21 protein-coding genes and 3 pseudogenes are annotated in these 22,385 nt (G+C 49.7%); 5 read left to right on the forward strand and 19 right to left on the reverse strand.

Features of this window, described 5'->3' with window-relative positions:
- Window positions 1-61 precede the first annotated feature (61 nt).
- The 16 genes and pseudogenes from O71_RS12290 to O71_RS12360 form a co-directional block, all read right to left on the reverse strand.
- On the reverse strand, window positions 62-1,147 hold the full coding sequence (locus O71_RS12290; protein WP_007657233.1) for an RluA family pseudouridine synthase: 1,086 nt from the start codon (window positions 1,145-1,147) through the stop codon (window positions 62-64).
- 31 nt (window positions 1,148-1,178) lie between these two features.
- Complete coding sequence (locus O71_RS12295; RefSeq protein ID WP_007657235.1) at window positions 1,179-1,787, reverse strand: OmpH family outer membrane protein; 609 nt, start codon at window positions 1,785-1,787, stop codon at window positions 1,179-1,181.
- Between the two features lie 28 nt (window positions 1,788-1,815).
- Complete coding sequence (locus O71_RS12300; protein WP_007657238.1) at window positions 1,816-2,478, reverse strand: OmpH family outer membrane protein; 663 nt, start codon at window positions 2,476-2,478, stop codon at window positions 1,816-1,818.
- Between the two features lie 9 nt (window positions 2,479-2,487).
- Window positions 2,488-3,258, reverse strand: a complete 771-nt coding sequence (locus O71_RS27290; RefSeq protein WP_369750916.1) for a hypothetical protein — start codon at window positions 3,256-3,258, stop codon at window positions 2,488-2,490.
- Window positions 3,259-3,288: 30 nt separating this feature from the next.
- Window positions 3,289-4,965 carry an outer membrane protein assembly factor BamA gene (gene bamA, locus O71_RS12305; RefSeq protein WP_369750917.1) on the reverse strand — a complete coding sequence of 559 codons (1,677 nt, stop codon included), beginning with the start codon at window positions 4,963-4,965 and terminating at the stop codon, window positions 3,289-3,291.
- An 8-nt stretch (window positions 4,966-4,973) separates the two neighbouring features.
- Window positions 4,974-5,717, reverse strand: coding sequence for an isoprenyl transferase (locus O71_RS12310; RefSeq protein ID WP_007657239.1), 744 nt, complete (start codon window positions 5,715-5,717; stop codon window positions 4,974-4,976).
- A 60-nt stretch (window positions 5,718-5,777) separates the two neighbouring features.
- Window positions 5,778-6,476, reverse strand: coding sequence for a DUF6089 family protein (locus tag O71_RS12315; protein ID WP_237717834.1), 699 nt, complete (start codon window positions 6,474-6,476; stop codon window positions 5,778-5,780).
- 155 nt (window positions 6,477-6,631) lie between these two features.
- Window positions 6,632-7,633: a DUF6089 family protein gene (locus O71_RS12320; protein ID WP_007657250.1), complete on the reverse strand. Its 1,002-nt coding sequence runs from the start codon at window positions 7,631-7,633 to the stop codon at window positions 6,632-6,634.
- Between the two features lie 124 nt (window positions 7,634-7,757).
- Window positions 7,758-8,644, reverse strand: a pseudogene (locus O71_RS12325) (NAD kinase).
- Window positions 8,645-8,658: 14 nt separating this feature from the next.
- Window positions 8,659-9,978, reverse strand: coding sequence for a hypothetical protein (locus tag O71_RS12335; protein WP_007657255.1), 1,320 nt, complete (start codon window positions 9,976-9,978; stop codon window positions 8,659-8,661).
- A gap of 82 nt (window positions 9,979-10,060) precedes the next feature.
- Complete coding sequence (locus O71_RS12340; protein ID WP_237717835.1) at window positions 10,061-10,507, reverse strand: hypothetical protein; 447 nt, start codon at window positions 10,505-10,507, stop codon at window positions 10,061-10,063.
- A 62-nt stretch (window positions 10,508-10,569) separates the two neighbouring features.
- Window positions 10,570-10,725, reverse strand: coding sequence for a hypothetical protein (locus tag O71_RS25675; protein ID WP_237717836.1), 156 nt, complete (start codon window positions 10,723-10,725; stop codon window positions 10,570-10,572).
- Window positions 10,722-11,497, reverse strand: a pseudogene (locus O71_RS12345) (alpha/beta fold hydrolase). Before O71_RS12345 ends, O71_RS25675 begins: the two are co-directional and overlap by 4 nt.
- Before the next feature lie 43 nt (window positions 11,498-11,540).
- Entirely contained in the window at window positions 11,541-12,113 is a 573-nt protein-coding gene (locus O71_RS12350) for an aminodeoxychorismate/anthranilate synthase component II (protein WP_007657256.1), read from the reverse strand.
- A gap of 5 nt (window positions 12,114-12,118) precedes the next feature.
- Window positions 12,119-12,637, reverse strand: a complete 519-nt coding sequence (locus O71_RS12355; RefSeq protein ID WP_007657257.1) for a CvpA family protein — start codon at window positions 12,635-12,637, stop codon at window positions 12,119-12,121.
- Window positions 12,638-12,743: 106 nt separating this feature from the next.
- Complete coding sequence (locus tag O71_RS12360; protein ID WP_007657258.1) at window positions 12,744-13,205, reverse strand: GatB/YqeY domain-containing protein; 462 nt, start codon at window positions 13,203-13,205, stop codon at window positions 12,744-12,746.
- Between the two features lie 166 nt (window positions 13,206-13,371).
- Here O71_RS12360 and O71_RS12365 point away from each other — a divergent pair, with 166 nt between their 5' ends.
- The 5 genes and pseudogenes from O71_RS12365 (at window position 13,372) to O71_RS12385 (ending at window position 17,850) form a co-directional block, all read left to right on the forward strand.
- Complete coding sequence (locus O71_RS12365; RefSeq protein WP_007657259.1) at window positions 13,372-14,085, forward strand: pyridoxine 5'-phosphate synthase; 714 nt, start codon at window positions 13,372-13,374, stop codon at window positions 14,083-14,085.
- Between the two features lie 2 nt (window positions 14,086-14,087).
- A complete protein-coding gene (gene mnmH, locus O71_RS12370; protein WP_007657260.1) occupies window positions 14,088-15,116 on the forward strand; it encodes a tRNA 2-selenouridine(34) synthase MnmH in 1,029 nt (342 codons plus the stop codon).
- 4 nt (window positions 15,117-15,120) lie between these two features.
- Window positions 15,121-16,176 (forward strand): selenide, water dikinase SelD, encoded by a 1,056-nt coding sequence (selD, locus tag O71_RS12375; RefSeq protein ID WP_007657261.1) that lies wholly within the window; start codon window positions 15,121-15,123, stop codon window positions 16,174-16,176.
- 57 nt (window positions 16,177-16,233) lie between these two features.
- Entirely contained in the window at window positions 16,234-17,004 is a 771-nt protein-coding gene (locus O71_RS12380) for an alpha/beta fold hydrolase (protein WP_040574238.1), read from the forward strand.
- Between the two features lie 130 nt (window positions 17,005-17,134).
- Window positions 17,135-17,850 (forward strand): annotated as a pseudogene (locus O71_RS12385) (SAM-dependent methyltransferase).
- Between the two features lie 4 nt (window positions 17,851-17,854).
- Here O71_RS12385 and O71_RS12390 read toward each other — a convergent pair.
- The 3 genes from O71_RS12390 to O71_RS12400 form a co-directional block, all read right to left on the reverse strand.
- The gene (locus tag O71_RS12390; RefSeq protein WP_007657265.1) at window positions 17,855-18,883 is read right to left on the reverse strand and encodes a DUF4249 domain-containing protein; all 1,029 of its coding nucleotides are present in this window, start codon (window positions 18,881-18,883) and stop codon (window positions 17,855-17,857) included.
- Between the two features lie 35 nt (window positions 18,884-18,918).
- Window positions 18,919-19,920, reverse strand: coding sequence for a DUF4249 domain-containing protein (locus O71_RS12395; RefSeq protein WP_237717837.1), 1,002 nt, complete (start codon window positions 19,918-19,920; stop codon window positions 18,919-18,921).
- A gap of 68 nt (window positions 19,921-19,988) precedes the next feature.
- Window positions 19,989-22,346, reverse strand: a complete 2,358-nt coding sequence (locus O71_RS12400; protein WP_007657267.1) for a TonB-dependent receptor domain-containing protein — start codon at window positions 22,344-22,346, stop codon at window positions 19,989-19,991.
- Window positions 22,347-22,385: the final 39 nt, after the last annotated feature.

The following is a 22,385-nucleotide window of genomic DNA, read 5'->3' on the forward strand; positions in this document are numbered from 1 at the left end:
CTCCTGATGGAGCGGGCTTTTTGTATGCCTATACCTAGGCAAAAAAGGTTATTCTTAGTTCTTACTGATTTTCGTAAAGTGACCACTTTTCAAGTGCGGCCTGAAAGTCATCAGGCAATTCAGAATTGAATTGTATAAATTCCTTTGTAGTCGGATGAATGAAGCCTAGTGACTTGGCATGCAGCGCCTGTCGGGGCATTAATTTAAAAGCGTTCTCAACGAATGTCTTATAAGAGCCCGTTGGCATGCCCTGTAATATCTTATCCCCTCCGTAGGTAGCATCAGAGAACAAAGGGTGGCCCAGGTACTTCATATGCGCTCTTATCTGGTGTGTCCGACCTGTCTCCAGGTTGCACTGCACCAGCGACACATACTTATACTTTTGTAGTACCTTATAATGGGTTACTGCATGCTTTCCAAACTCCCCGTTCGGGTATACGGTCATTACCCTTCTATCTTTCGCACTACGTCCAACATGACCTACTATAGTGCCTTCATCCTGCTTTGGCACACCCCATACCAATGCATAGTAAGTACGCTCAATGGTGTGCTTAAAAAACTGCTTTGCCAGAAAAGCCATACTATACTCAGTCTTGGCAATGACAAGCAAGCCCGAGGTGTCTTTATCGATGCGATGCACAAGACCAGGGCGACCCTCTCCGTTGCGGGTAGTCGGTAGTTGCTGCAGGTGATAGGTAAGCGCATTCACCAGCGTTCCTGACCAGTTATTAAAGCCTGGATGTACCACCATTCCTGGCTCCTTGTTAATGATGAGCAGCTCCTCATCTTCATACATGATGTTGATAGGGATATCCTCTGGGATGATCTCGGTATCACGAGGAGGTGTAGCCAATGTGATCGTGATCACATCCAGCGGCTTTACCTTATAGCTTACCTTTACAGGCTTTTGGTTCACCTGCACTGATTCGGAGCGTATAGCGCCCTGCAACTTATTACGGGTCACATTAGGCAGCCGATCCATCAGGAACTTATCGATGCGCAGCAGCGCCTGGCCTTTATCCACCACAATGCGGTGGTGCTCATATAATTCGTCCGAATCCTCTATACTGTCCTGCTCTTCTTCTTCAAAGTCAATCACGGTACTGGCTTTAGGTATAAACAAAAAGAAAGCCGAAGTATAGAACATCGGCTTTCCTGAACTCACAAAGGAGTATTACTTATTTTTTCTTTTTGGCTGGCGTTGTAGTTGCAGGCTTAGCGGCAGCTGGCTGCTGCTGTGGCTGTGCCTGCTGAGCCGCAGCTGGCTGCTTGTTAGGATCCACGCCCAGTTTCTTGAACACCAGGTTGTTGATGTTGCCACTGTCAGGACCTTCCAAAATAGCCTGCTCACTCAGGATATAGAGGTAACCGTTTTCCTTCGCTACTTCTTTGATGGCATTCTCGATCTTTACAAGTACAGGCTGAATCAGTGACTGCTCTTTCTCACGAATAGACATCTGGGCATCGTACTGGAACTTCTGGATTGACTGCTCCAGGTTCACCAGTTCACGCTCTTTGTCTTCGCGCACTACTTTGTCCATAGTGGAGGCGCCTTTCTGATAAGCCTGCAGTTTGTTGTTATACTCAGTCTCCTTAGTTGCAAACTGCTCCTGTAGTTTCTGGCCGTAAGTTTCCAACTCTTTCTGCATGGCTGTTCTTTCCGGCATCTTGCTCAGAATCTCTTCCACGTTAGCATAACCTATCTTAGTTGCCTGCTCGTTTGTCTGCGCAAAAGATGCAAAGCTGATAAAGAAAAACGCTACTACTAAAAATTTGATTTTGTTCATGATTGGATGGTTAATTTGTTATTCTTGTTTAGTTGTTTGACTTCTTTTTTGTTGGAGGCGTCTTTTGCTTAGTCTGCTGCGTCTGATTCTCCTCGTTTTCTATACCTGTTTCAGGTAAACTGTTTGGATCATCTACCAGTGCATCTGTCGGCTGCTTGCCTGGCACATTCTGCTTATCGGTAGCAAGTCCCAGTTCTTCCAGCACATACTCTGTATAATCATGCACCGGGTTAGTATAGATCATGATCAGATCTCCTGACTTATCAAACACCGTCTGTAGGCCTCTTGCCTTTGCGACTTTCTCAACTGCCGTGAAGACTTCGTCCTGAATTGGTCTGATCAGATCCTGACGCCGCTTAAACATCATGCCTTCAAAGCCGAATACTTTGCGCTGATACTCCCGCACTTCATTTTCTTTGCGGGATATCTCAGCCTGGCGCTTCTTCTTCATTTCCTCTGTCAGAAGCACCTCTTCGGCCTTATAGTCTTCCTTCATCTTCTCAACCGCCTGATACATCCCTTCGATTTCCTTCTGCCAGGCTGCACTCTGCTTGTCCAGTTCCACCTGTGCTTTGGCGTATGCCGGCATCTTGCTCAGAATGAAGTTAGAATCAATATAGCCAAACTTCTGCGCCTGTGAAACAGTCGATAGGAAAAACCCGGCTAAAAAGATGAACAAAAACTTTTTCATACTAATTCATTATCGTATCTGCTGCCCGATCATGAAGTGGAATTGACCACGCTTCATTTCCGGACGTCCTGGCACATCATCAAATCTCCAGCCGTAGTCAAACCCTAACAGACCGAAGGCTGCCATGAAGATACGCACACCCACACCACCAGAGCGATACAGCTTAAATGGATTGTAGCGGTCATAAGATCCAAAGCTGTTACCTGCTTCCAGGAATGTCAGACCATAGATCGTAGCAGCCGGGTTAGGAGAGATCAGATACCTAGCCTCCATTACAAACTTATTGTAAGCAACACCACCTGTGTTGATCAAGGTTGGATCCGGGTTATTGATTACAGACTCGTCATCATAACCACGCAGACCAATGTAATCAGTTCCTACAAAGATATTGGCACCACCTAAGCCGTTACCTCCTAATCTAAAACGCTCAAAAGGACCAATACTTGTCTTCGAGTTGTAGTTGTTCAGGAAGCCAAAGTGGGCTCGTGTGTTCAACACCAAATTTCCTGCCAAATTCATGAAGAACGATGCATCGAGCATCCATTTATTGAATTCAACATACTCAAAGTTATTGCGCTTCTCAGAAAACAGCGAATAAGGTGGCGTTAGGTTCACACTAAGAGAAATGTTAGAACCTCTGCGAGGGAATGTTGGGTTATCTATACTTACACGTGCCAGGGTGTTGTTCAACGATATACTGTTCGATACACCATTGTTGAAACCACCAAACAGGTTGAAGTTTTTCAGGGTATAGCGGTTATAGCTCAAAGAGTGACTCAACTGGAAGAAGTTGTCTGGCCAATTCAGAGGTCACGGCCCAGCTAGCGCTGCGCCATCTACATTCAGTCGACTATCCACATCGGCTCTTGGGTCGCGGCGGATGGTCTTGAATACACTTGCTGTAAGTGAGTTTCGCTTACGACCACCTAACCACGGCTCTGTAAAGGAGAAGGAGTAGGACTGGTAGTAGCGGCCGTTGGCCTGCACGTTCAGGTTCAGGCGCTGACCGTCACCACTTGGAAGCGGTCGCCACTCAGACAACTTAAACAGCTTGCGGGTTGAGAAGTTGTTCAGGGTAAGGCCTACTGTACCTACCGCGCCAATCGGGCCACCCCAACCTCCTGAAAGGCTGATCTGGTCATTCGGACGCTCTGATACGGTATAGTTAATATCTACAGTTCCTTCTTCCGGATTCGGCATTGGGTTCAGTCCGATCGTTTCCGGATCAAAGTAACCTAGGTTTGCCAATTCGTTTCGGGAGCGGATCAAATCTTCGCGGCTGTACTTCTGACCAGGCAAGGTACGGATCTCACGAAGCACCACATGGTCACTAGTCTTGGTATTGCCCGTCACCGTCACTTTGCTGATCGTTGCCTGCGGACCTTCTGACACACGCATCTCAATGTCGATAGAGTCACCTTCCACAGTCACCTCCACCGGATCAATGTTGAAGAACAGATAGCCGTCATTTTGGTAAAGCGCAGAAACGTCTATACCTGCAGGGTTATAGTTCAGGCGCTTATCAAGTTCCTGCTTGTTGTACACATCTCCCTTGTTTATACCGAGTACGCGGGTCAGGTAATCATCCTCGTACAGGTAGTTTCCATTCCAGGTAATATTGCGGTAGTAGTAGCGGTTACCTTCATCAAGGGTGATCCGGATACCTAAACGATCTTCACTGGTATTGTATACTGTGTCTGACACGATGATCGCATCACGATAGCCCTCTGAATTGTAGAAGTCCAGCAGGAGCTGCTTGTCGTTCTCGTACTCTGAGCGCTGGAATTTGGACGAAGTAAATATTTTATAGAAGCGTTTTTCTTTTGTCTTCTTCAGCTGGCGGCGCAATTTTTTGTCGGCAAATGCTTCGTTGCCTTCAAAAATGATCTCAGAGATTTTTACTTTATCACCTCTGTCAATGTTGATGTTCAGCACGACACTGTTTGGCAGCAGGGAGTCAGGTCGCTGCACAATGTTGATCTTGGCGTTGAGGAAACTCTTTTCAGCGTAGTACTTGCGGATAATGTTACGTGTTTGATTGAGCACAGCATCTGTTACCACCTTCCCTCTGATCAGGTTGATCTTCTCCCGAAGGGCATCCTGTTGCGATTTGTTGATACCATTGAACTCAAAGCGGGACAGACGCGGGCGTTCTTTCAGGTCGAAGTTCAGGAAGATCTGGTTGCCTTCGATGCGGGTTACGTATACGTCTACATCACCTAAGAGGCCCTGGTCCCACAATTTTTGAATAGCACGGCTTATGTCTTCACCTGGTACTGTGATCTCATCGCCAATCTTAAGACCCGTAATACCAGTAAGTGCAGTAGGATCCAGGAATTTAATTCCTGTAAACTCAATGCCCCCAATGCGGTACTGTTGGGGCTGACCGTAGTCAATCGTATTGCTCTGTGCTTGATTATTCAGAACTTGTGAAGAAGCTGTGCCTGTCATTAGCAGAAACACAAGCACCCAGATGCATCTTGTCATTAATATGTTCACTTTGTTAGTTGTTCACTTGTCTTGCCAAAGCGGCGTTCTCTTCTCTGGAAGGCACATATAGCTTCGTAGAGGTGCTCTTTGCGGAAATCAGGCCAGAGTAGCTCTGTAATGTAGAGCTCTGTATAGGCCAGTTGCCAAAGCAGAAAATTGCTGATACGCTGCTCCCCACTTGTACGAATCAGTAATTCAGGATCAGGTATACCCGCCGTAGAGAGATACCGCGCAACAGTGGCCTCACTTATATCAGTTGGTGCTATAGTACCATGACCCACTTCAACGGCAATTCGTTGCATGGCTTGTGCAATGTCCCAGCGACCGCTGTAGCTCAGGGCCAGTACCAGGGTCATGCGGCTGTTATCCTTTGTTATCTCGATTGCTTCAAGCAATTCTTTCTGACAGGCTTTGGGCAGGCTTTCTGTATTTCCTATTGTCTGCAGCCGGATATTGTTCTTATTCAGAGTCGCGGTCTCTTTTCTGATAGTAGAGACTAGTAGTTGCATCAATGCGGAAACCTCTGTTGCCGGCCTCGACCAGTTTTCGGTAGAAAAGGCGTACAGGGTTAGATATTCGACTCCCATCTCCGCTGCGGCCTCTACCGTTTCACGAACAGCCGTGATAGCACTCTGATGACCGAAAATTCGCAGGCCGCCACGTTTCTTTGCCCATCGTCCATTCCCGTCCATGATAACGGCAATGTGTCTTGGCAAATTGTCTAAATCTACTTGTTCCCTTAAATTCATTAAACCACAATTTCCTTGCAAGTTACAAAAAGCAAGATAATTTAATGAAATTTTAGCGGGTTAATCTAGTATTCCGGCTTTGCGTTTGTAAACAGGGGGGCAGTTGAGTCGATATAGTGTGTAGGAAAGGCTTATACCGTTATAGAAGTACATATCTTTATCGAAGGGGTTAGCATACGCCTTTGAGCTGCTTGCCCCCAGATCTGTGGCTAACAATCCAGATCCACTCTCTTGCAGATAGTCCAGGTTATCTGTAAACATAAACCGAGGGCCAAACTCCAGACCCAGATTCCAATGCTTGCTTAGCGCATATTTCACCCCTACTCCAAAAGGAATGGTAACAGCAAATTTGTTATCGAAAGGTTCCATCACATCGCCCTGGCGGGTAAGCTGATGGTTGAAATTTAGCAGTGCGGCTCCTACGAAGAAATAAGGCGATACGCGGTGCGGCTTACGAACATCTTCGTAGTAATCGAGAAAATTGTATTCTATACCTAGCGAAAACTCCAGCATACTTAGTTTCAACTCCGTGTCACGCCAATCGTGGTGAGGCAGGTTTTGCGACTCATCTTTGAATGCCTTGTTGTTAAAGATGCGATGGCTACCCATAAAGGCGGCCTTAAGCGTGATGGGCGCTGAAATATCATGACGATAGAAGATCGTCATGGCAGGCTGGTTATTCAGAAAGCGGTAATTGGGTGATATCTCACCAACATAATTAGCTCCGCCTATACCGGCACCAATCTCACTGGTAGTCACAGGCTTGATCTGCTGCAGCTGAGCCTTAGCAGTATTGCATAAAAAGACGCTCCCAATTTGCAGTAGTACACAAATAAGGAGCGTCTGTCTGAATGTATTCAAAATCATGTATTTTTTACGGAGTTTAGGAAAACAACGCACTATACTCCGTTATATTATCTGAATTTAGGTCTTCTTACACGTGGATTCAAGATATAGTTCAGGCCTAAGCTTGTTTGGATGTACCAATCATTGTCAGAGCTGTTACCCCGTGTACGGTTATTGCTTGTACCATATGGACGCAGACGACTGAAACCATTCGGCTCTGTAATCAGGTCATTTGTGAAGCCTGACTCAGCGCTTCTGTCAGAGAAGATTACAGAGGCATTACGGTTGTCTACGCGGTTGCCCTCACTTAGCAGTACGTTTTTATCTACGTGAGCTGTACTAACGTCGTCCAGGTAGTCTGTAAAGGTGGCTCTCCAGCCTACCTCGAAGCTAAAGTCCCAGTTGCGGTCCAGCTTGTATCGTACACCAAGTCCAAAAGGAATGGCGATCTGTACGCGGCTGTAAGGGTCGCTAACAGTGCCCGGATGATCTACGAACTGACCTTCTGTACCAAGTGGCTGCAAGGCATACCAGCCAGAAGGAATATCCTGATCAGCTGACAAACCTGGATGAGAGCCGTTTTCATAATACGCTTTCGGGTTGTGGTGCATTACTGCTACACCGATAAAACCATAAGGCACGAAGTCCGGACGGCGGCGGTAATAGTTACGGTTTTCGAAAAGGTCAATGATCGCTACAGCACTCAATTCTTTAATATCGTTGCGGAAAGACAGGTTACGTCTGTATCGGCCTAGGTTCTCCCCTTCATCAGGTCCGGCTGCCAGGGCATCATCACCCGCAATGCGGTTCCAGTTGAAAGCCACACGCGAAGAAATACGCGGGAAGTGACGGTGCGTATAATTGATCCCCACACTCGGACGAGTAGACTTAATGCGCATACTCGTAAAGTTTGGCTGAGGCACCAGGTCGCCGAAGTAGTTAGAAGCACCCAGCTGGATACCCACTGTGGAGTACTCCTTTCGCTTAGTAAAGCGCTGTGCTTCAGCCTCTATGGCCACAGTAGTAAGCACAACAGTAAGTAATAAAAACAGCGTAGTAAATCTCTTCATAGCGAACCAATTTCTTTTTAAGCGTATTTCCGCAGGCTTATAATTCATCCAAATTAAACCATTGTGACAAAAATAGAAATAATTTTCTGGTATAAAAATATGTATATTAAATATTGAATATAATTTACCTAAAAATATTTGTTCTTTTATCAAGACCCCAGTTTAACTTGCCACGCAAGGTAGTCAGGAAGTTTACGTGATGCAGTTTGACAAGTCGTGCCACAAAATTCTCTCGTCGCACCGCTATCTGAACTGACATGTCTACTGGAACGGACCTTGAGTCGAGCGAGGCCAGGTATGTGCTGCTGCGCCCTTCTACTTCAAATGAGATCACGCTCCGGTCTGACACGATCATAGGCCGCACATTCAGGTTGTGAGGGCATACGGGTGATATAACGAAATTGTTGGTCTGTGGTAATACCAACGGACCGCCACAGCTAAGCGAATAGCCCGTCGATCCGGTCGGGGTGGCCACTACCAGCCCATCGGCCCAGTAAGTGTTCAGATACTCACCATCTATATACGCATGTACAGCTATCATGGACGAGGAATCACGCTTTAGCAAACTGAATTCATTAAGCCCAAAGTTGATTCCATCAAAGATTTCCAGGTCGGAATCTACCCGGATAAGTGCCCGGTCATCGAAGGTATAGTGTCCTTTAAAAAGGGCATCCAGTGCCAGGTTGATGCTGTCGTGGGCAATGGTGGCCAGAAAGCCGAGTCGCCCCGTGTTGATACCCAGGATTGGAATCTGGAGCGCCCCCACATAGGTAACGGTGTCCAGCAGAGTGCCGTCGCCACCAAGGCTCAGCACAAAGTCTACTCCTTCCAGCTATCGCCACGGGTGAAAGTAGGTATACCTTCCGGCAAATTGATACGGTTCTGCAGAAACAGACTGAAATGCTCCACCACCAGAATGTCGGCTTTACGGCGCTGCAGTTCGTCAAAAAGATTCTGAATAAACGGACCGTACTCTTCGTCAAAGGGTTTTCCCAGTATAGCTATCTTCATATATCTTCTTTTCGTTAAAAGGGGAAGCGGCCACTAAAGTATAGGCCGCCATTGCCTTCGCGATTCAGGGTATACTCCGCCCGAAACACAAAGTCATAAAAGGTGACCAGGTGCAGTCCCGCCCCCGCTCCTGCCAGCAGCCGGTTGGCCAGCGGGTTGCCTTTATCAAATACATCGTCGGCTACGTAACCGGCGTCAGTGAAGACGTTGGCATACAGGGTCAATGGCACCTTGTTGAACTTAGGACTCCGAATAAACTTCAGGTGCACCCCCTCGTGCTGAAAGAGCTCCCGGGTCAGTCCCTGCTTAAACAAGCCGAAGTGCTGCCCGCCAACCACCTGCAGTTCATATCCCCGCACCAGCGACCGAAAGCCGAGCGCCACATTATCAGCGTAAGCATAGCGGCGTGACAACCGGGTTTGCGCTTCACCACCCACAAAATAATAATATTTACCTGATAAATGGCGATAATCCACATACTTTGCACGCAGAGTTGTGATAGGCGTTCCGTTTCCGTTCAAAAAAAACGTCTGCGCGGCTATAGCTTCAAAATAACTACCGGTGAGCGGGTAAATAAAGGAATTGCGCAGGTTCACCACTTTCGACAGCTCCACTCGCAGATACTGCCGGTCATGACCTCCATCACTGTAGTACACCGGATTAAGCGCTAGTACAGTATCAGCCACTTGCTCCTTCACATATGTTAGTCGTATCCCTTCCTGCCGCTGTACGCTCTGCCGGTGTGTAAGGCCAGTCGTGAGCAGGGTGCGCTGAATTGGCACGCCGCTCTCCTGCACAAAAAACCGCTGCCGGTTATTCAGTGTGCGGTAATCAATGGCACGGCTCCGGTAGTCGGCTACCCCAAAGTCCATACCCAGCTTATGCGCACGGCTGACATAAGGCACCCGGTAGATAAACTCCAGCCGCTTGTTGAAACCTTGCTGCAATCTGACACGCACCTCTTCATTCCGTCCTCTGAAATTGCGCCTGATCAGGTTGATTCCATAGTCGACACGTCCCCAGTCGCGGCGCTCAAGCCAGGCGTTGAAGTTACGATCAGCCAGGTCGAAGATAGGAATCGGGTACAGGTACCAGCGCTCCTGCATGGTATAGGTCACAGACACCCGCCCTTCTAGACAGGTATAGGTATAGCCTACTTCATGAAACAGACGCAGGTTAAACAGTCTTCTGCGATTTTCCTCCAGCTTGCCTTCCAACTCAGCTGTAGCTAGCGTATCGCCAGTAGCGATATTAAGTTCGAAGAGGAGCATGCGGCCTTTACTGATCTCGTTGCCTTCAAAGCCGACACTGTCGATCACAACATATTCGGTCATGCAGGCTGCGCCGCTAAGGTATAGCCAAGCAAATTAAAACACAGCAGCAGGAAAGTGCGAATGATCACGGACTGGGACAGGGCTATATGTCCAGGTACTTGAACAGCATATCCAGGCGGTCACGACCAACGTCATATTTGGATCCGTCCTGGAATTGCGCCGTCACCCGGTATTCGAATCGCTCGAGTGTGGCGATAATGCGCGTGAGATCGGTTGTATTGAGTTTAAGCGTGAGCTTGATATTGTAAGGATCTACTTCGTCTGGCGATACATAGGCGCTCAGTATCTTGACATTCTCCTCCTCTATCAGGCGGCTGATCTGTCCAAGGGAATAGTCTCGCTCTTGCATAGTAAGCACCAGTATACTACCCTGGCCCTGTAAGGCCGACATCTGTCCAAAAGCGGCCAGGGTATCGTTGATGGTGATAATGCCCATATAGTCCTGCTCTTCGTCAAGCACAGGCACCACCTGAATCTTGTTTTTGATAGCGGCCTCCATCACATCATAGAAATGCTGGTGGTGCATCACAAACACATCCTGGTACTCAAGTTTAATCTGCTCCAGTGTCTGGCTGCGGTCAGGGAGTTCGATCAGATTGGTTTCAGTGGCGAGCCCATGTACTTGCGGTTGCGGGACACGGGCAGTTCGTTTACGCGGAACTCATCCATCCATCGCAAGGCTTTGTCGACGGTGTCGTAAAGCTTAAGCGGCGGTATCATTTGGTTGATGAGTTCTTCTGCGATCATGTGGCTGTTTCCCTTGCTTCTGTTTTGGCCAAAAATTTATCTAAGATACTGTTAAACCGCTCCGGATGTTCCATCATGGGAGCATGTCCGCACTTGTCTATGAAGTAAAGCTGCGAGCCCGGCATCAACCTGTTGAACTCGTGCGCAACAAGCGGTGGGGTGATCGTATCATTCAATCCCCATATCAACAACGTAGGCACCTTTATGTTTGTGATATCCTTTGCCATATTATGCCGCTGCGCCGACTTGGCGATAGCGATTATGCGCAAGCACTTGGCATTGCTGTTGGTAATATCGAACACTTCGTCTACAAGCTCTTTCGTAGCTGTCTCCGGGCTGTAGAAGGTGTACTCCACACGCTCTTTTACATACTCGTAGTTGCCGCGCTTCGGAAACGATCCGCCCATGGAGTCCTCGAACAGGCCAGAGCTTCCGGTCAGCACCAGACGTTTTACCTTATTGGGGTTTTTCAAGGTATAGACCAGTGCCACGTGCCCGCCTAGTGAGTTGCCCAGCAGTGTGAGGTCGCTCAGGTTCTTAAATTTAACAAAATCCTCGATGAAAGAAACCAGCCCGGGCACACCCGCTTTATGAAGCGCCATTTCATAGATAGCATCAGCGGAATAACCACACGGTAATTTTTAGAAAAATGGTCCACTACGCCGTTCCAGTTGCTAAGGGCTCCGAACAAGCCGTGCAGCAATAGTAGCACTTCTCCTTCTCCTTCGTCAATGTACTGAAATTCGCCTTCGTGTTTGATCTGTAGATCCATTCCTGAAATTCGTAAAAGTAATGTGTTGTAAAAAATCCGGCTGCTACCGACCTGCAATATTAGCAATATCAAGCCAATTTCGCAGCATATCGAGGCCATAAGTCGTGAGGGCGGCCTCCGGATGAAACTGCAGCGCATGCAGCGGCAGTGTACTGTGCCTGAAGGCCATCAGTTCCCCTTCGGCTGTATACGCAAGCGGCACAATACTGTCAGGCCAATGCTTCAAAACAAGTGAATGGTAGCGTACAACGGGCATCTTGGAGGGCAGACCAGCGAACAGCGGATCATCCTCGCAGCTGATCTCCGAGATTTTGCCGTGCATTGGCTTTATACCTTTGTCTAGCTGCGCTCCCAAAAACTCACCCAGCGCCTGATGCCCCAGACAGATGCCCAGCATGGGCACTTTGTCATGGTAATGCCGGATTACGTCCATCATTACACCTGCCTTCTGCGGCTCCCCCGGCCCGGGTGAAAGCACAATGCCCTCAATCGGGAGCCCCTGCACCTCCTCCAATTTCACATCATTGCGCAGCACATGCATCTCCACCCCTAGCTGCCCGAAGTAGTCAACCAGGTTGTAGGTAAACGAGTCAAAATTATCGAGCAACAGAAGCATGCCGCCTAAAAATGGTTCTTCAGCGAAAGCAGCAGTGACTTTACAAATGGCAGCACGTAGCTCATGACGCTAAGCGCATAAGGAGTCGTTTTGACTACGAATGGGTATACCATTGAGCTGGCAGCAGTTTCTGGCGTAATGGCTATACCTGCCATCTCCGAAACATAGAGCAACAGGCTCAGGGCCAATGTCCATTTGAGAGCTCCGAGCAATCCGCCCAGAATGTTGTCAAACAAACCAAAGGGAGTAAAGTCGATCACTTTTTTGAGCAGGATACCCAACACCCGCACCCCCAGAATAATAGCCACAAAGATGACCAGGAAGGTAACGAAAGGCAGCAAGCCACCAGCGTCGCCAATGTACTCTTTCATGATGGGCAGGCCGGAATCAAGCAGTTTGAGGCCAAGCAGAATGCCCAGTACAAGCGCAAAAAGCGAAATCAGTTCGAGCAAAAGACCTTTGCGGAAGCCCATGAAGGCGCCGAACAGAATTGGTATAGCCAGAAAAATATCGAAGGTACTCACGGGATAAAAAAATTAAAGGCAGAAGCGAACACTTGTCGCCCCTGCCTTCAAATATAATGTAATTGCAGCAGTCTCACTAGTGTGCAAGCCGCAAAAAATCCAAATGCTAGAAATCGGTGTTGTTAAGCAAATCACCTACCGCTTTCGAAATTGCGCGACCGTCAGCCTGCCCGGCGAGTTCGCGGGAGGCGACGCCCATCACTTTGCCAAGGTCAGACGGGCCGGTTGCGCCTACTCGCTGTATGATGTCCAGCAGGCGAATGCGCAAGTCACCCTCATCCAGCTGCTTTGGCATATACTCTTCTATTACGGCGAGCTCTGCCAGCTCAACTTGCTCCAGGTCGGGGCGCTGCTGCTGGGCGTATACCTCAGCTGACTCGCGGCGTTGCTTGGCGGCTTTGGTGAGCAGTTTCAGCTCAGTATCCTCACTTAGACCATCGGTACCACCCTTTTCGGTTTCAGCCAGCAGGATCTGGGATTTGATGCTGCGGAGTGCCTGTAGGCGGGCTTTGTCTTTGGCCAACATCGCCTGCTTGATATCGGCTTCAATGCGTTGTTTTAAACTCATAGTTTTATTGTTGATTGATTGTTTACAGTAAGTGACACACCTCCTGCCTATACTTTATACACTACTACGGCCAAAGCCATAGGTTATCATCTTAAGCAAATTTCCATTAATTTAGTCTTTCCGTAAGCATACGTACCACCAGCCTGCGGGCTATAAAACACATACCATGACCAAACTCAGTGTAAATATAAACAAAATAGCCACACTGCGGAACGCCCGCGGCGGCGACAGACCAAACGTAGTGCAGGTCGCTAAAGACTGCGAGCGGTTCGGAGCCGAAGGCATCACCGTGCACCCACGTCCCGACGAGCGCCATATCCGCTACCGCGACGTGTATGATCTGAAAGAAGTCGTAACCACCGAGTTTAACATTGAAGGCAACCCGACTCCTGATTTTCTAAAACTGGTAAAAGACGTGCGCCCTGCACAGGCGACACTCGTGCCGGATGCACCTGACGCTATCACTTCCAACGCCGGTTGGGATACACTCACGCACAAGGACTTCCTGACAGATGTGATCGGTGAGCTGAAGGAGCTAGGTATACGCACTTCTATTTTCGTGGACCCGGATGTACGCATGATCGAAGGCGCCTCCCTGGTAGGCACTGATCGGGTTGAGTTATACACGGAAGCCTATGCCAAAGGGTACCCGACCAGCCCTGAAGAAGCGATACGGTCATACCTGGTAGCAGCCCGGAGAGCGCAGGATTTCGGCATTGGCCTCAATGCCGGCCACGACCTTGACCTTGACAACCTGAAGTACCTGAAGGACACACTGCCTGGCCTGTTGGAAGTAAGCATCGGGCATGCACTCATCTGTGACGCGCTATACTTCGGGCTGGAGAACACCATCCAGCTATACCTGCGTCAACTCAAGTAGCCGTGATCAACAGCATCACCATAGAAGACTTTCTGCAGAAAGCGAAGCAGTTGCCCGTGCTGGATGCCCGCGCCCCAAAAGAGTATGCGATCGGACGTATACCGCAGGCATTGAGCTTCCCTATTTTCTCGGATGAAGAGCGGACTAAAGTAGGCACAGCCTACAAACAACAGGGGCATGACCCGGCTGTGCTGATCGGGCTCGACCTATTCGGCCCCAAGATGTCAAAGTTTGTGCGGGAGGCAGAGAAACTGGCGCCAACCAGAGAGCTACTCGTGCACTGCTGGCGTGGTGGTATGCGCAGCGGGGCCATGGCCTGGCTCCTCGACTTTGCCGGATTCAAGGTATACCTGCTGCAGGGCGGCTACAAGGCTTACCGCCATTACATGCACGGGCAGTTTGAGCGGGAGCGGCCATTGCTTATTATCAGCGGCAACACCGGTAGCGGCAAAACCGACCTGCTCCCCTACCTGCAACAGCAGGGTCAACAGGTCATTGACCTTGAAGGGCTGGCAAGTCACAAAGGATCTTCTTTTGGGAGCATCGGCATGGCGCCTCAGCCTAGTACTGAGCACTTTGAGAACCTGCTGGGGATGACCATGCTTGAGCTGGATGAACAGCAACCGCTATGGCTGGAAGACGAGAGCATCAGCATCGGCAAGGTACAGATGCCCAAGCTGTTCTTCGACCGTATGCAAGCTTCGCCTACCATTGTGCTCGAAGTACCCAAACCGCTGCGTATACAAAAGCTGGCCGAAGAGTACTGCCGCACTGATCCAGCCTTGTTGGAGTCGGCCATTCTCAGAATAAAAAAACGCCTGGGAGGGATGGCCACGAAAGAGGCAATTGAAGCCATCTCGGCTGGCGACATGGAGAAAATGGTTGACATCGCCCTCACCTATTACGACAAGGCCTATACCTACGAACTAGCCAAAAAGCAGGAGGTGCTGCGACTGCCTTTGGAAACTTTGAACCCGGAAGAGAACGCCCAGCACCTGATTAAATTTGCAAAACAGCATCAGCTGATCTAATACCATGGAAGAAACTAGCATACAAGACATAAAGCTTACCCAGTACAGCCACGGTGCTGGCTGCGGCTGCAAAATATCCCCAAAAGTGCTTGATAAGATCCTGCACACCAACATTCACTACCCCGAAAACGACAAGCTACTGGTTGGGAACAGTTCCCGCGACGATGCCGCCGTGTACGACATCGGTAATGGTCGCGCCGTCATCAGCACCACCGACTTTTTCATGCCGATCGTGGATGATGCCTACGACTTTGGCCGTATCGCCTCTGCTAACGCCATTTCGGATGTATACGCCATGGGCGGTATACCTACGATGGCTATTGCCGTACTGGGCTGGCCAATTGACAAACTGGCCCCAGAGGTAGCCAAGCGTGTGATCGAAGGTAGCCGCAGCATCTGCCACGAAGCAGGTATACCGTTGGCAGGCGGTCACAGCATCGACAGCCCCGAGCCAATCTTTGGCCTGGCTGTGACCGGCATGCTCGACATCCCGAACCTGAAGCGAAACGATACCGCCACTGCCGGTTGTGAGCTATACCTGACCAAGCCGCTCGGGGTAGGCATTTTGACCACTGCTCAAAAGAAAGCCATCCTCAAGCCAGAGCACGCGCACCTGGCACCGCAGCAGATGATGCAGCTCAACAAGATCGGCGCTGACCTGGGACAACTGCCGCAGGTAAAAGCCATGACCGATGTAACCGGGTTTGGTCTGCTGGGTCACCTCTCCGAAATGTGTGAAGGCAGTAACTTGACAGCTGAAGTGTACTTCGACAAGGTACCCGTTATAGCGGAGGCCTTGGATTACTTAGCCCAGAAAGCTATACCTGGTGGCACGCACCGCAACTTCGACAGCTACGGTCACAAAATAGCCGAACTCACCCCAGACCAGAAACACCTGCTCTGCGACCCACAAACCAGCGGAGGACTATTAGTTGCTGTAGCCCCAGGTGGACGCAAAGAAGTGCTGCAGGTGTTTGAGAAGTACGGACTGCAACTTCAGCCGCTCGGTATGCTGAAAGAGCGCGGCAGCGAAGAGAAGCTGATTCGGGTGGTATCATAATCTATTCGTTCCTTCTACCGTAAGCTAAAAACTGACATTGACTGATAACTGAGAAAAATGAAACTACACTACAAGGAAATGGGCCATGGGCAGCCGCTGCTGATTCTGCACGGGCTGTTTGGCACATTGGATAACTGGGCAACCCTTGCCAAGCGACTGGCTGAGCACTACAACGTGTTTATGGTAGACCTGCGTAACCACGGCCGTTCCCCACACAGTGAACAGCACGACTACGACGCTATGGCCGAAGACGTGCTGCGCCTCGTAGACGACCTCCAAATACCTACTCCGGCCATTATGGGACACTCCATGGGTGGTAAAGTGGCGATGAACTATGCGCTGAAATACCCAACCCGCCTTACCAAGCTGATCGTAGTGGATATCGCACCGAAGGCTTACCCGCCGCACCACGACGAGATCATCGATGCGCTACAGTCTGTAGATATTAACAACGTAACCAGCCGTGGCGATGTGGACAAGCAGCTGGCTAAAACGATATCGCAGGAAGAGGTGCGCCTGTTCCTGATGAAGAACCTCTATCGCAAAGAGGACAATACCTTTGGCTGGCGCATGAACCTCGACGCCATCGAGAAAAATTACGAGAAGATAGCGGCTCCTATCACATCGGATACACCTTTCAAGAAAAACACGCTTTTCATCAAAGGTGGGCGTTCACGTTACATTCTGCCAGAGGATATATATGGCAGCATTGAGCACTTATTCACGCTCGTGGAAGTGGAGACCATCCCGAATGCCGGCCACTGGGTGCACGCCGAAGCACCGGATGAAGTATATGATTTAGTAACAAAATTTCTGGATACGAACTAAGCATTAGGATTTTCAGGATTGATAGCAAAGCCGCAGCCTACTACTGCGGCTTTGCTATTCAGGTATAAGTTAGCACCAAGTGCAGCTCCCAACAGCTCAGCAATACAACAATTAACCTTACCTTTGCCTCATGAAGAAGACCGGCACACTATACCTGATCCCGACGATACTCGCAGACGACACAGCCGACCAGGTGATATCGCCGCAGGTGAAAGATACAGTACGCAGACTGAACTACTTCATCGTGGAGAACCTCCGTACCGCCCGTCGCTTTGTCAAGAGCATTTGCCCGGAGCTGGTGATCGAGCAACTCAACTTTGTACAGGTTGATAAGGATGCCACCCCAGCACAGGTACAGGCTTCTTTGAAGCCGCTGCTGGAGCAAGGTATGGATGCGGGCATTATTTCAGAAGCAGGCTGCCCAGGTATAGCAGACCCGGGGCCGAGGTGGCGAAGTATGCGCATCAGAAAGGTATACGGGTGGTGCCCTTTGCAGGACCATCGGCAATCCTGCTCAGCCTGATGGCCAGTGGCTTCAACGGACAACGCTTCGCCTTCCATGGCTACCTGCCCATTGAGAAGGGGCCACGACTGCAGGCGCTGCGCAACCTGGAGAAGGAGATGCTGCAACGCGACCAGACGCAGATCTTCATGGAGACGCCTTACCGCAACAACAAGCTGCTCGAGGACCTTGTGCAGACGCTCAGCGGCGGCACACGCCTCTGCATTGCGGCCAACATCACCTCCCCTGAGCATGAGCTTATCCAGACCAAAACCGTCGCCGAGTGGAAGGGTAAGCTGCCGGATATACACAAGCAGCCCGCTGTGTTTTTGATTTATAAGTAGGCCTTTACCAGCCCACCGGCTGCACATTAGTCGCACCCGGCAACTCGCGGCAATCGTCAGGATGTATGAAGATACCGACCGGGTATGGGATGTCGTCAGCTCTAATGTCCACTTCCTGCATCACAACACCCGACACATCAAAAAAGCCCAATACCTGCTCACCCGGATCACTTGTACTGCGCATATTCCCCTTGATCTCTGCCGGCGGTGGGTCAAACACGGTGCCGGTGCTCTCCTTCTGCTGCCCCATGATGCGGTAAAACTCATAGGCATCGGCAGTGATGGCATGCTGGTATACCTTCATCTTATACCTGGTTTGCAGGTATTTCTCAAAAGGAATGAACAATACTTCTTTGTTGATCACCTGCCGTCCATTAGTCAGGCGGTCGTCCGACACGGTAAAGGTCTCTTCTTTTTCCTGAATCCAGCAGCGGGCGCAGCAGTCTTTTGGCGCGGGGTCTCCCATGTCGTTCAGGAAGTCCCAGGGTTGGGTGAGGACCTCATACTGCCGGGCAAAGGACCAGCGGTAGTAATTTCTCACCTGGCCCGGGTCCTGAAAGTCCATCAGTACCTGGTAGCCCATGTGCCTTTTTCTTTCCCTGTCTCCCTGCAGGGCAAAACTCCGCTCGTTTATGGCGAAATGCACCTGGCTTATTGGTACAGGCTCCTGCAGTGTGATCGCCTCTGACCGGTAGGAATTATCTCCTACATTTATTTGCAAGGTATAGGTATGACCAGGTATACCGAAGGTGTTCTCAACACCTATCGGATAGTAATAACCGGCCTGGTCATAGCTGAAGTAAAACTGCTCGCCCTCCTGGCTAGTCACTACTACCGAAGCATTCTCCTCAAATTTATTGTATGGGTAATTGTAAGGCAGCGCATAAGTAAGCCGCACATAATTGATGCCCGCCATGTTCGTAAAGCTGCTTTCTACCACCAGGTGCTCCTGCTGATCATCGTGCTTAAAGTCAATGGGGTCAATGCAAGCGGCTAACAGCAGGAATAAAACAGGGAAAATCTTTCTCAGCATATGTTCTTTTTTGACTGACTGTGTGCTTTGTTTTATTATTTTAACCAATCAGCAGGTATCTCTTTGCTGGCACCTGGGATCTCCCTGCAGTCATCGGGCCACCTGAAAGGAGCTACAGGGTAATCGATGTCCTTACGTAGGATCACCACCTCTCTTGTAGCAACAGCAGAGGCATCAAAAAAACCGATCACCTGCTCCTCTGCATCGTTTGGGTTGAACATGTTACCTTTCACTTCAGCAGGAGGCGGATCGAAAACCGTGCCTTTCGCCTCCTTCTGCTGCTCCATGATCCGGAAAAAATTATAAGCCTCTTCGGTCAGGGAGTGCTGGTATACCTTGAGCTTGTGCTTTACGCCCAGATAGCGCTCAAATGGCAAAAACAGCACCTCCTGGTTAATTACCTTTTTCCCGTTCACCAGTCGGTCATTCACCACCCTGAAGCGGTCAAGCTTTTCGCTGAGAAAGCAGCGGGAGCAGCAGCTTTTGGGTGCAGGCAATCCGGAGGAAGGGCTAATATATTCTTCCGGCTGTGTCGACACTTCGTATTGGCTGGCAAATGTCCAGCGCAGGAAGTTTTTTTCATGCTCAGGGTCCTGGTAGTTTACAAGCACCCGGTAGCCAGGCCATTTTTTCCGCTCTTGGTAACCCTTAAAAGAGAACACCTGCTCGTCCACCTCAAAATGCACGGAGTCTATAGGAATCGGGGCCTTTACAGTAGCGGGAGTGGACTGATAGGTTCTGCTATTTGCCACCACATGCAGCGTATAGGTATGGCCTATCTGCGCGGCTGCATCCAGCGGAAACTCAGGAAAGTAGCTGCCGGCTGTATTAGCGTAAAAGTCGCCGCCGTCGCCGCCGTAAACAAAATTGTAGCGTTCGCCCTCACTGCTTGTCACATATACCTCTGCATCGGTTATAAATTCGTTATATGGGTAGTCATAAGGCTGTGCATAACTCAGTCGCACGTAGTTCAGCTCCGGCATGTTAGTAAAGCTGCCCTCTACCGCCAGGTGCTTCTGCTGCTTCATCTTTCCCATGTTGAGTGGTCGATGCAACCAAAAGTCAGCAAGAGCAACAAAGGAAATATCCGCTTCAGCATACGCTCCTAAAACTTAACATTCAGATTGACAGAAGGTATAGGAACCCCGATAACAGCCAGTTTATACCCCTGCACAGGACTGCCGTAGTAGTGCCTGAAAAAGGCAGAGTAAGCATTGCGCCGGCTATAGAGGTTGTATACCGAAATGCTGCCGGTATACTCTACTTTCTTACCTTGATTGAAGTCATAATTGAGCGCTACATCCAGGCGATGGTAATCTGGCATCCTGGCCTGGTTGCGTCCCGTGTAGTTGGCGAATATATGCCCATAGTATCTGTACCAGGAATCGGACGAAGCCATCGGTCTTCCGGAGGTATAGGTAAAGTTAGAGGAGAACGTCCACTTTGGCCACAGCTGGTAGTTGGCAAACAGGTTCAGGTTGAGAGGCCTGTCGTAGTCAGCCGGGTACCAGTCTCCGTTATTGATCGTCTCCTGGGGCGTATCTCCGGCAATCTTTCTGAGCGCTCTGGAATAAGTCAGGCTCAGCCAACCATTCAGGCGCCCTTTATTTTTCTTGACCATCCACTCAGAGCCATAGGCTACCCCATCTCCATGCAGCAGGTCTGCCTCCAGGGCGGGGTTTAGCACGAGCACGGCTCCGTCTTTGTAGTCCAGCTGGTTATGGAGGAGTTTATAGTATACCTCCCAGCTGAATTCGTAGGAGTTGTCCTGCTCTACGCGGAAATACCCTACCGACCACTGGTCAGCAACCTGAGGTCTGAGGTATCTGTTCGAGAGCTTCCAGACATCTACCGGCGTAATGGCGGCTGTATTGGAAACTAGCTGTATGTATTGCCTGCTCCGGCTGTAACTGGCTTTAATAGAGCTTTGTTCGTTCAGGGAATACTTGATGGCGGCCCGTGGCTCAAAGCCTTGATAAGTCTGCACCTTTTTCCCATCTTCATATACCAGTGTGTCTGTGATGGAGGTTTCGCTTCGGGGTCTTCCGTTTTCGTACAGGTATACATCGGTAGGTCCTATTTTAGAGAAGTTAGAATACCTCACACCCAGCGAAACCGACAGCTTAGGACTGAGCCGTATTTCATCGTTCACGTAGGCATGGTACTCCACGCCATTGTCTCGCTGAAGGATTCTGGGATTCAGGCTGGAAGTACCGTAAGGCTCCAGCTTTCCTGGCTCTATGGTGTAATTGGATACACCACCCCCAAATTCCATTGTATTGTTGTTAACTCCAGTGTACCAGAAGTCAACCTTTGCCTGCTCAAAGTCTATACCTGAGTTCAGGTTAAACTCTTCGCCTATGGCTATACCTTCTACATTATTGTCATAAACACTTTTAGCAAGCGTGACAGTACTGCTCAGGTTAGAGTTAAACTGATGGTCCCACTTCAGGCTCCCCAATGCGTTGGTCCAGTTGTAAGTAGTATCATAAGGGAATTTAAAGTTATCGGCACTGTAATAAGTGGAGAGGGTCAGGCTGTTATTTTCGTTTACTCTATACTTTGCCTTTACATTCACATCGTAAAAGTCGGCAGAGCTGTTTTTGATGTTGTCGCTGTTGAACATCTTGAGCAGATAGGTCGGGTAAGCAGCCCGGCCGGCTATCACGATAGAGAGCTTCTGCGTAACAGGTCCTTCCATGCTGAACTTGGCAGACACAGGAGATATACCTGCTTTAAAGCGCATGCGCTCTGTATTCCCTTCTTCCAGCTTGACATCAAGTATGGAGGAGATGCGTCCGCCGTATTTTGCAGAAATTCCGCTCCGGTGCAAGGTATAGCTTTTGAGTATATCGGGGTTGTAGACCGAGAAGAAGCCGAACAGGTGGGCAGAGTTAAACACGGGCACATCATCGAGCAGCACCAGGTTCTGGTCGGCACTGCCGCCGCGCACATAAAAGCCACCGGTTCCCTCCCCCGCATTCACCACGCCAGGCAGGCTGGAGACGGAACGAATCACATCCACTTCGCCTAGCAGTGCAGGCATTTTTGTGAGCAGCTTCACATCCATGTATGTACTGCCCATGTTGGTCGAGTTTACATCCGTCGAAGGTCTGGCAATAATCTCCACCTGCCGTAGTCCGGTTGCCTTCACCTTCATCTGCAAGCGCAGGTTCATATTGCGTCTTAAGTCTACCTGCTGTACCCCCTGCTCCATACCCAGGTATTGGTACTGCAAAGTATATTCACCTGCTGGCAGGCTAACGCTGAACCGCCCTCTGTCGTCTGCACTAATCGTTCTGTTGCCAGGATTAATCAGAATATAGGCTCCTGGCAGTGTCTCTCCTGATTGGCTGGTTACTGTACCGGAAAGTTCATAATGCCTTTCCTGCCCTATGGCAGAGCCGGAACAAAGCAGGCAAATTATCAGAAGCAGTGTTAGCGAGATGGCAAACCTGTGCATGGAAGTTTGTTTTGGTGAGTCGAAGGGTCAAAAGCAATT

Origin of the sequence: Pontibacter sp. BAB1700 (genome assembly GCF_000277005.1) — a bacterium.
GTDB classification, from domain to species: Bacteria; Bacteroidota; Bacteroidia; order Cytophagales; family Hymenobacteraceae; genus Pontibacter; species Pontibacter lucknowensis.

Excerpts from the sequence above, each read along its gene's own strand:
- O71_RS12290 (WP_007657233.1), bottom strand. The coding sequence starts at position 1,147 with ATGTTCTATACTTCGGCTTTCTTTTTGTTTATACCTAAAGCCAGTACC.
- O71_RS12295 (WP_007657235.1), bottom strand. The coding sequence starts at position 1,787 with ATGAACAAAATCAAATTTTTAGTAGTAGCGTTTTTCTTTATCAGCTTT.
- O71_RS12300 (WP_007657238.1), bottom strand. The coding sequence starts at position 2,478 with ATGAAAAAGTTTTTGTTCATCTTTTTAGCCGGGTTTTTCCTATCGACT.
- bamA (WP_369750917.1), bottom strand. The coding sequence starts at position 4,965 with ATGACAAGATGCATCTGGGTGCTTGTGTTTCTGCTAATGACAGGCACA.
- O71_RS12310 (WP_007657239.1), bottom strand. The coding sequence starts at position 5,717 with ATGAATTTAAGGGAACAAGTAGATTTAGACAATTTGCCAAGACACATT.
- O71_RS12320 (WP_007657250.1), bottom strand. The coding sequence starts at position 7,633 with ATGAAGAGATTTACTACGCTGTTTTTATTACTTACTGTTGTGCTTACT.
- O71_RS12335 (WP_007657255.1), bottom strand. The coding sequence starts at position 9,978 with ATGACCGAATATGTTGTGATCGACAGTGTCGGCTTTGAAGGCAACGAG.
- O71_RS25675 (WP_237717836.1), bottom strand. The coding sequence starts at position 10,725 with ATGATCGCAGAAGAACTCATCAACCAAATGATACCGCCGCTTAAGCTT.
- O71_RS12350 (WP_007657256.1), bottom strand. The coding sequence starts at position 12,113 with ATGCTTCTGTTGCTCGATAATTTTGACTCGTTTACCTACAACCTGGTT.
- O71_RS12360 (WP_007657258.1), bottom strand. The coding sequence starts at position 13,205 with ATGAGTTTAAAACAACGCATTGAAGCCGATATCAAGCAGGCGATGTTG.
- O71_RS12365 (WP_007657259.1), top strand. The coding sequence starts at position 13,372 with ATGACCAAACTCAGTGTAAATATAAACAAAATAGCCACACTGCGGAAC.
- selD (WP_007657261.1), top strand. The coding sequence starts at position 15,121 with ATGGAAGAAACTAGCATACAAGACATAAAGCTTACCCAGTACAGCCAC.
- O71_RS12380 (WP_040574238.1), top strand. The coding sequence starts at position 16,234 with ATGAAACTACACTACAAGGAAATGGGCCATGGGCAGCCGCTGCTGATT.
- O71_RS12390 (WP_007657265.1), bottom strand. The coding sequence starts at position 18,883 with ATGCTGAGAAAGATTTTCCCTGTTTTATTCCTGCTGTTAGCCGCTTGC.
- O71_RS12395 (WP_237717837.1), bottom strand. The coding sequence starts at position 19,920 with ATGGGAAAGATGAAGCAGCAGAAGCACCTGGCGGTAGAGGGCAGCTTT.
- O71_RS12400 (WP_007657267.1), bottom strand. The coding sequence starts at position 22,346 with ATGCACAGGTTTGCCATCTCGCTAACACTGCTTCTGATAATTTGCCTG.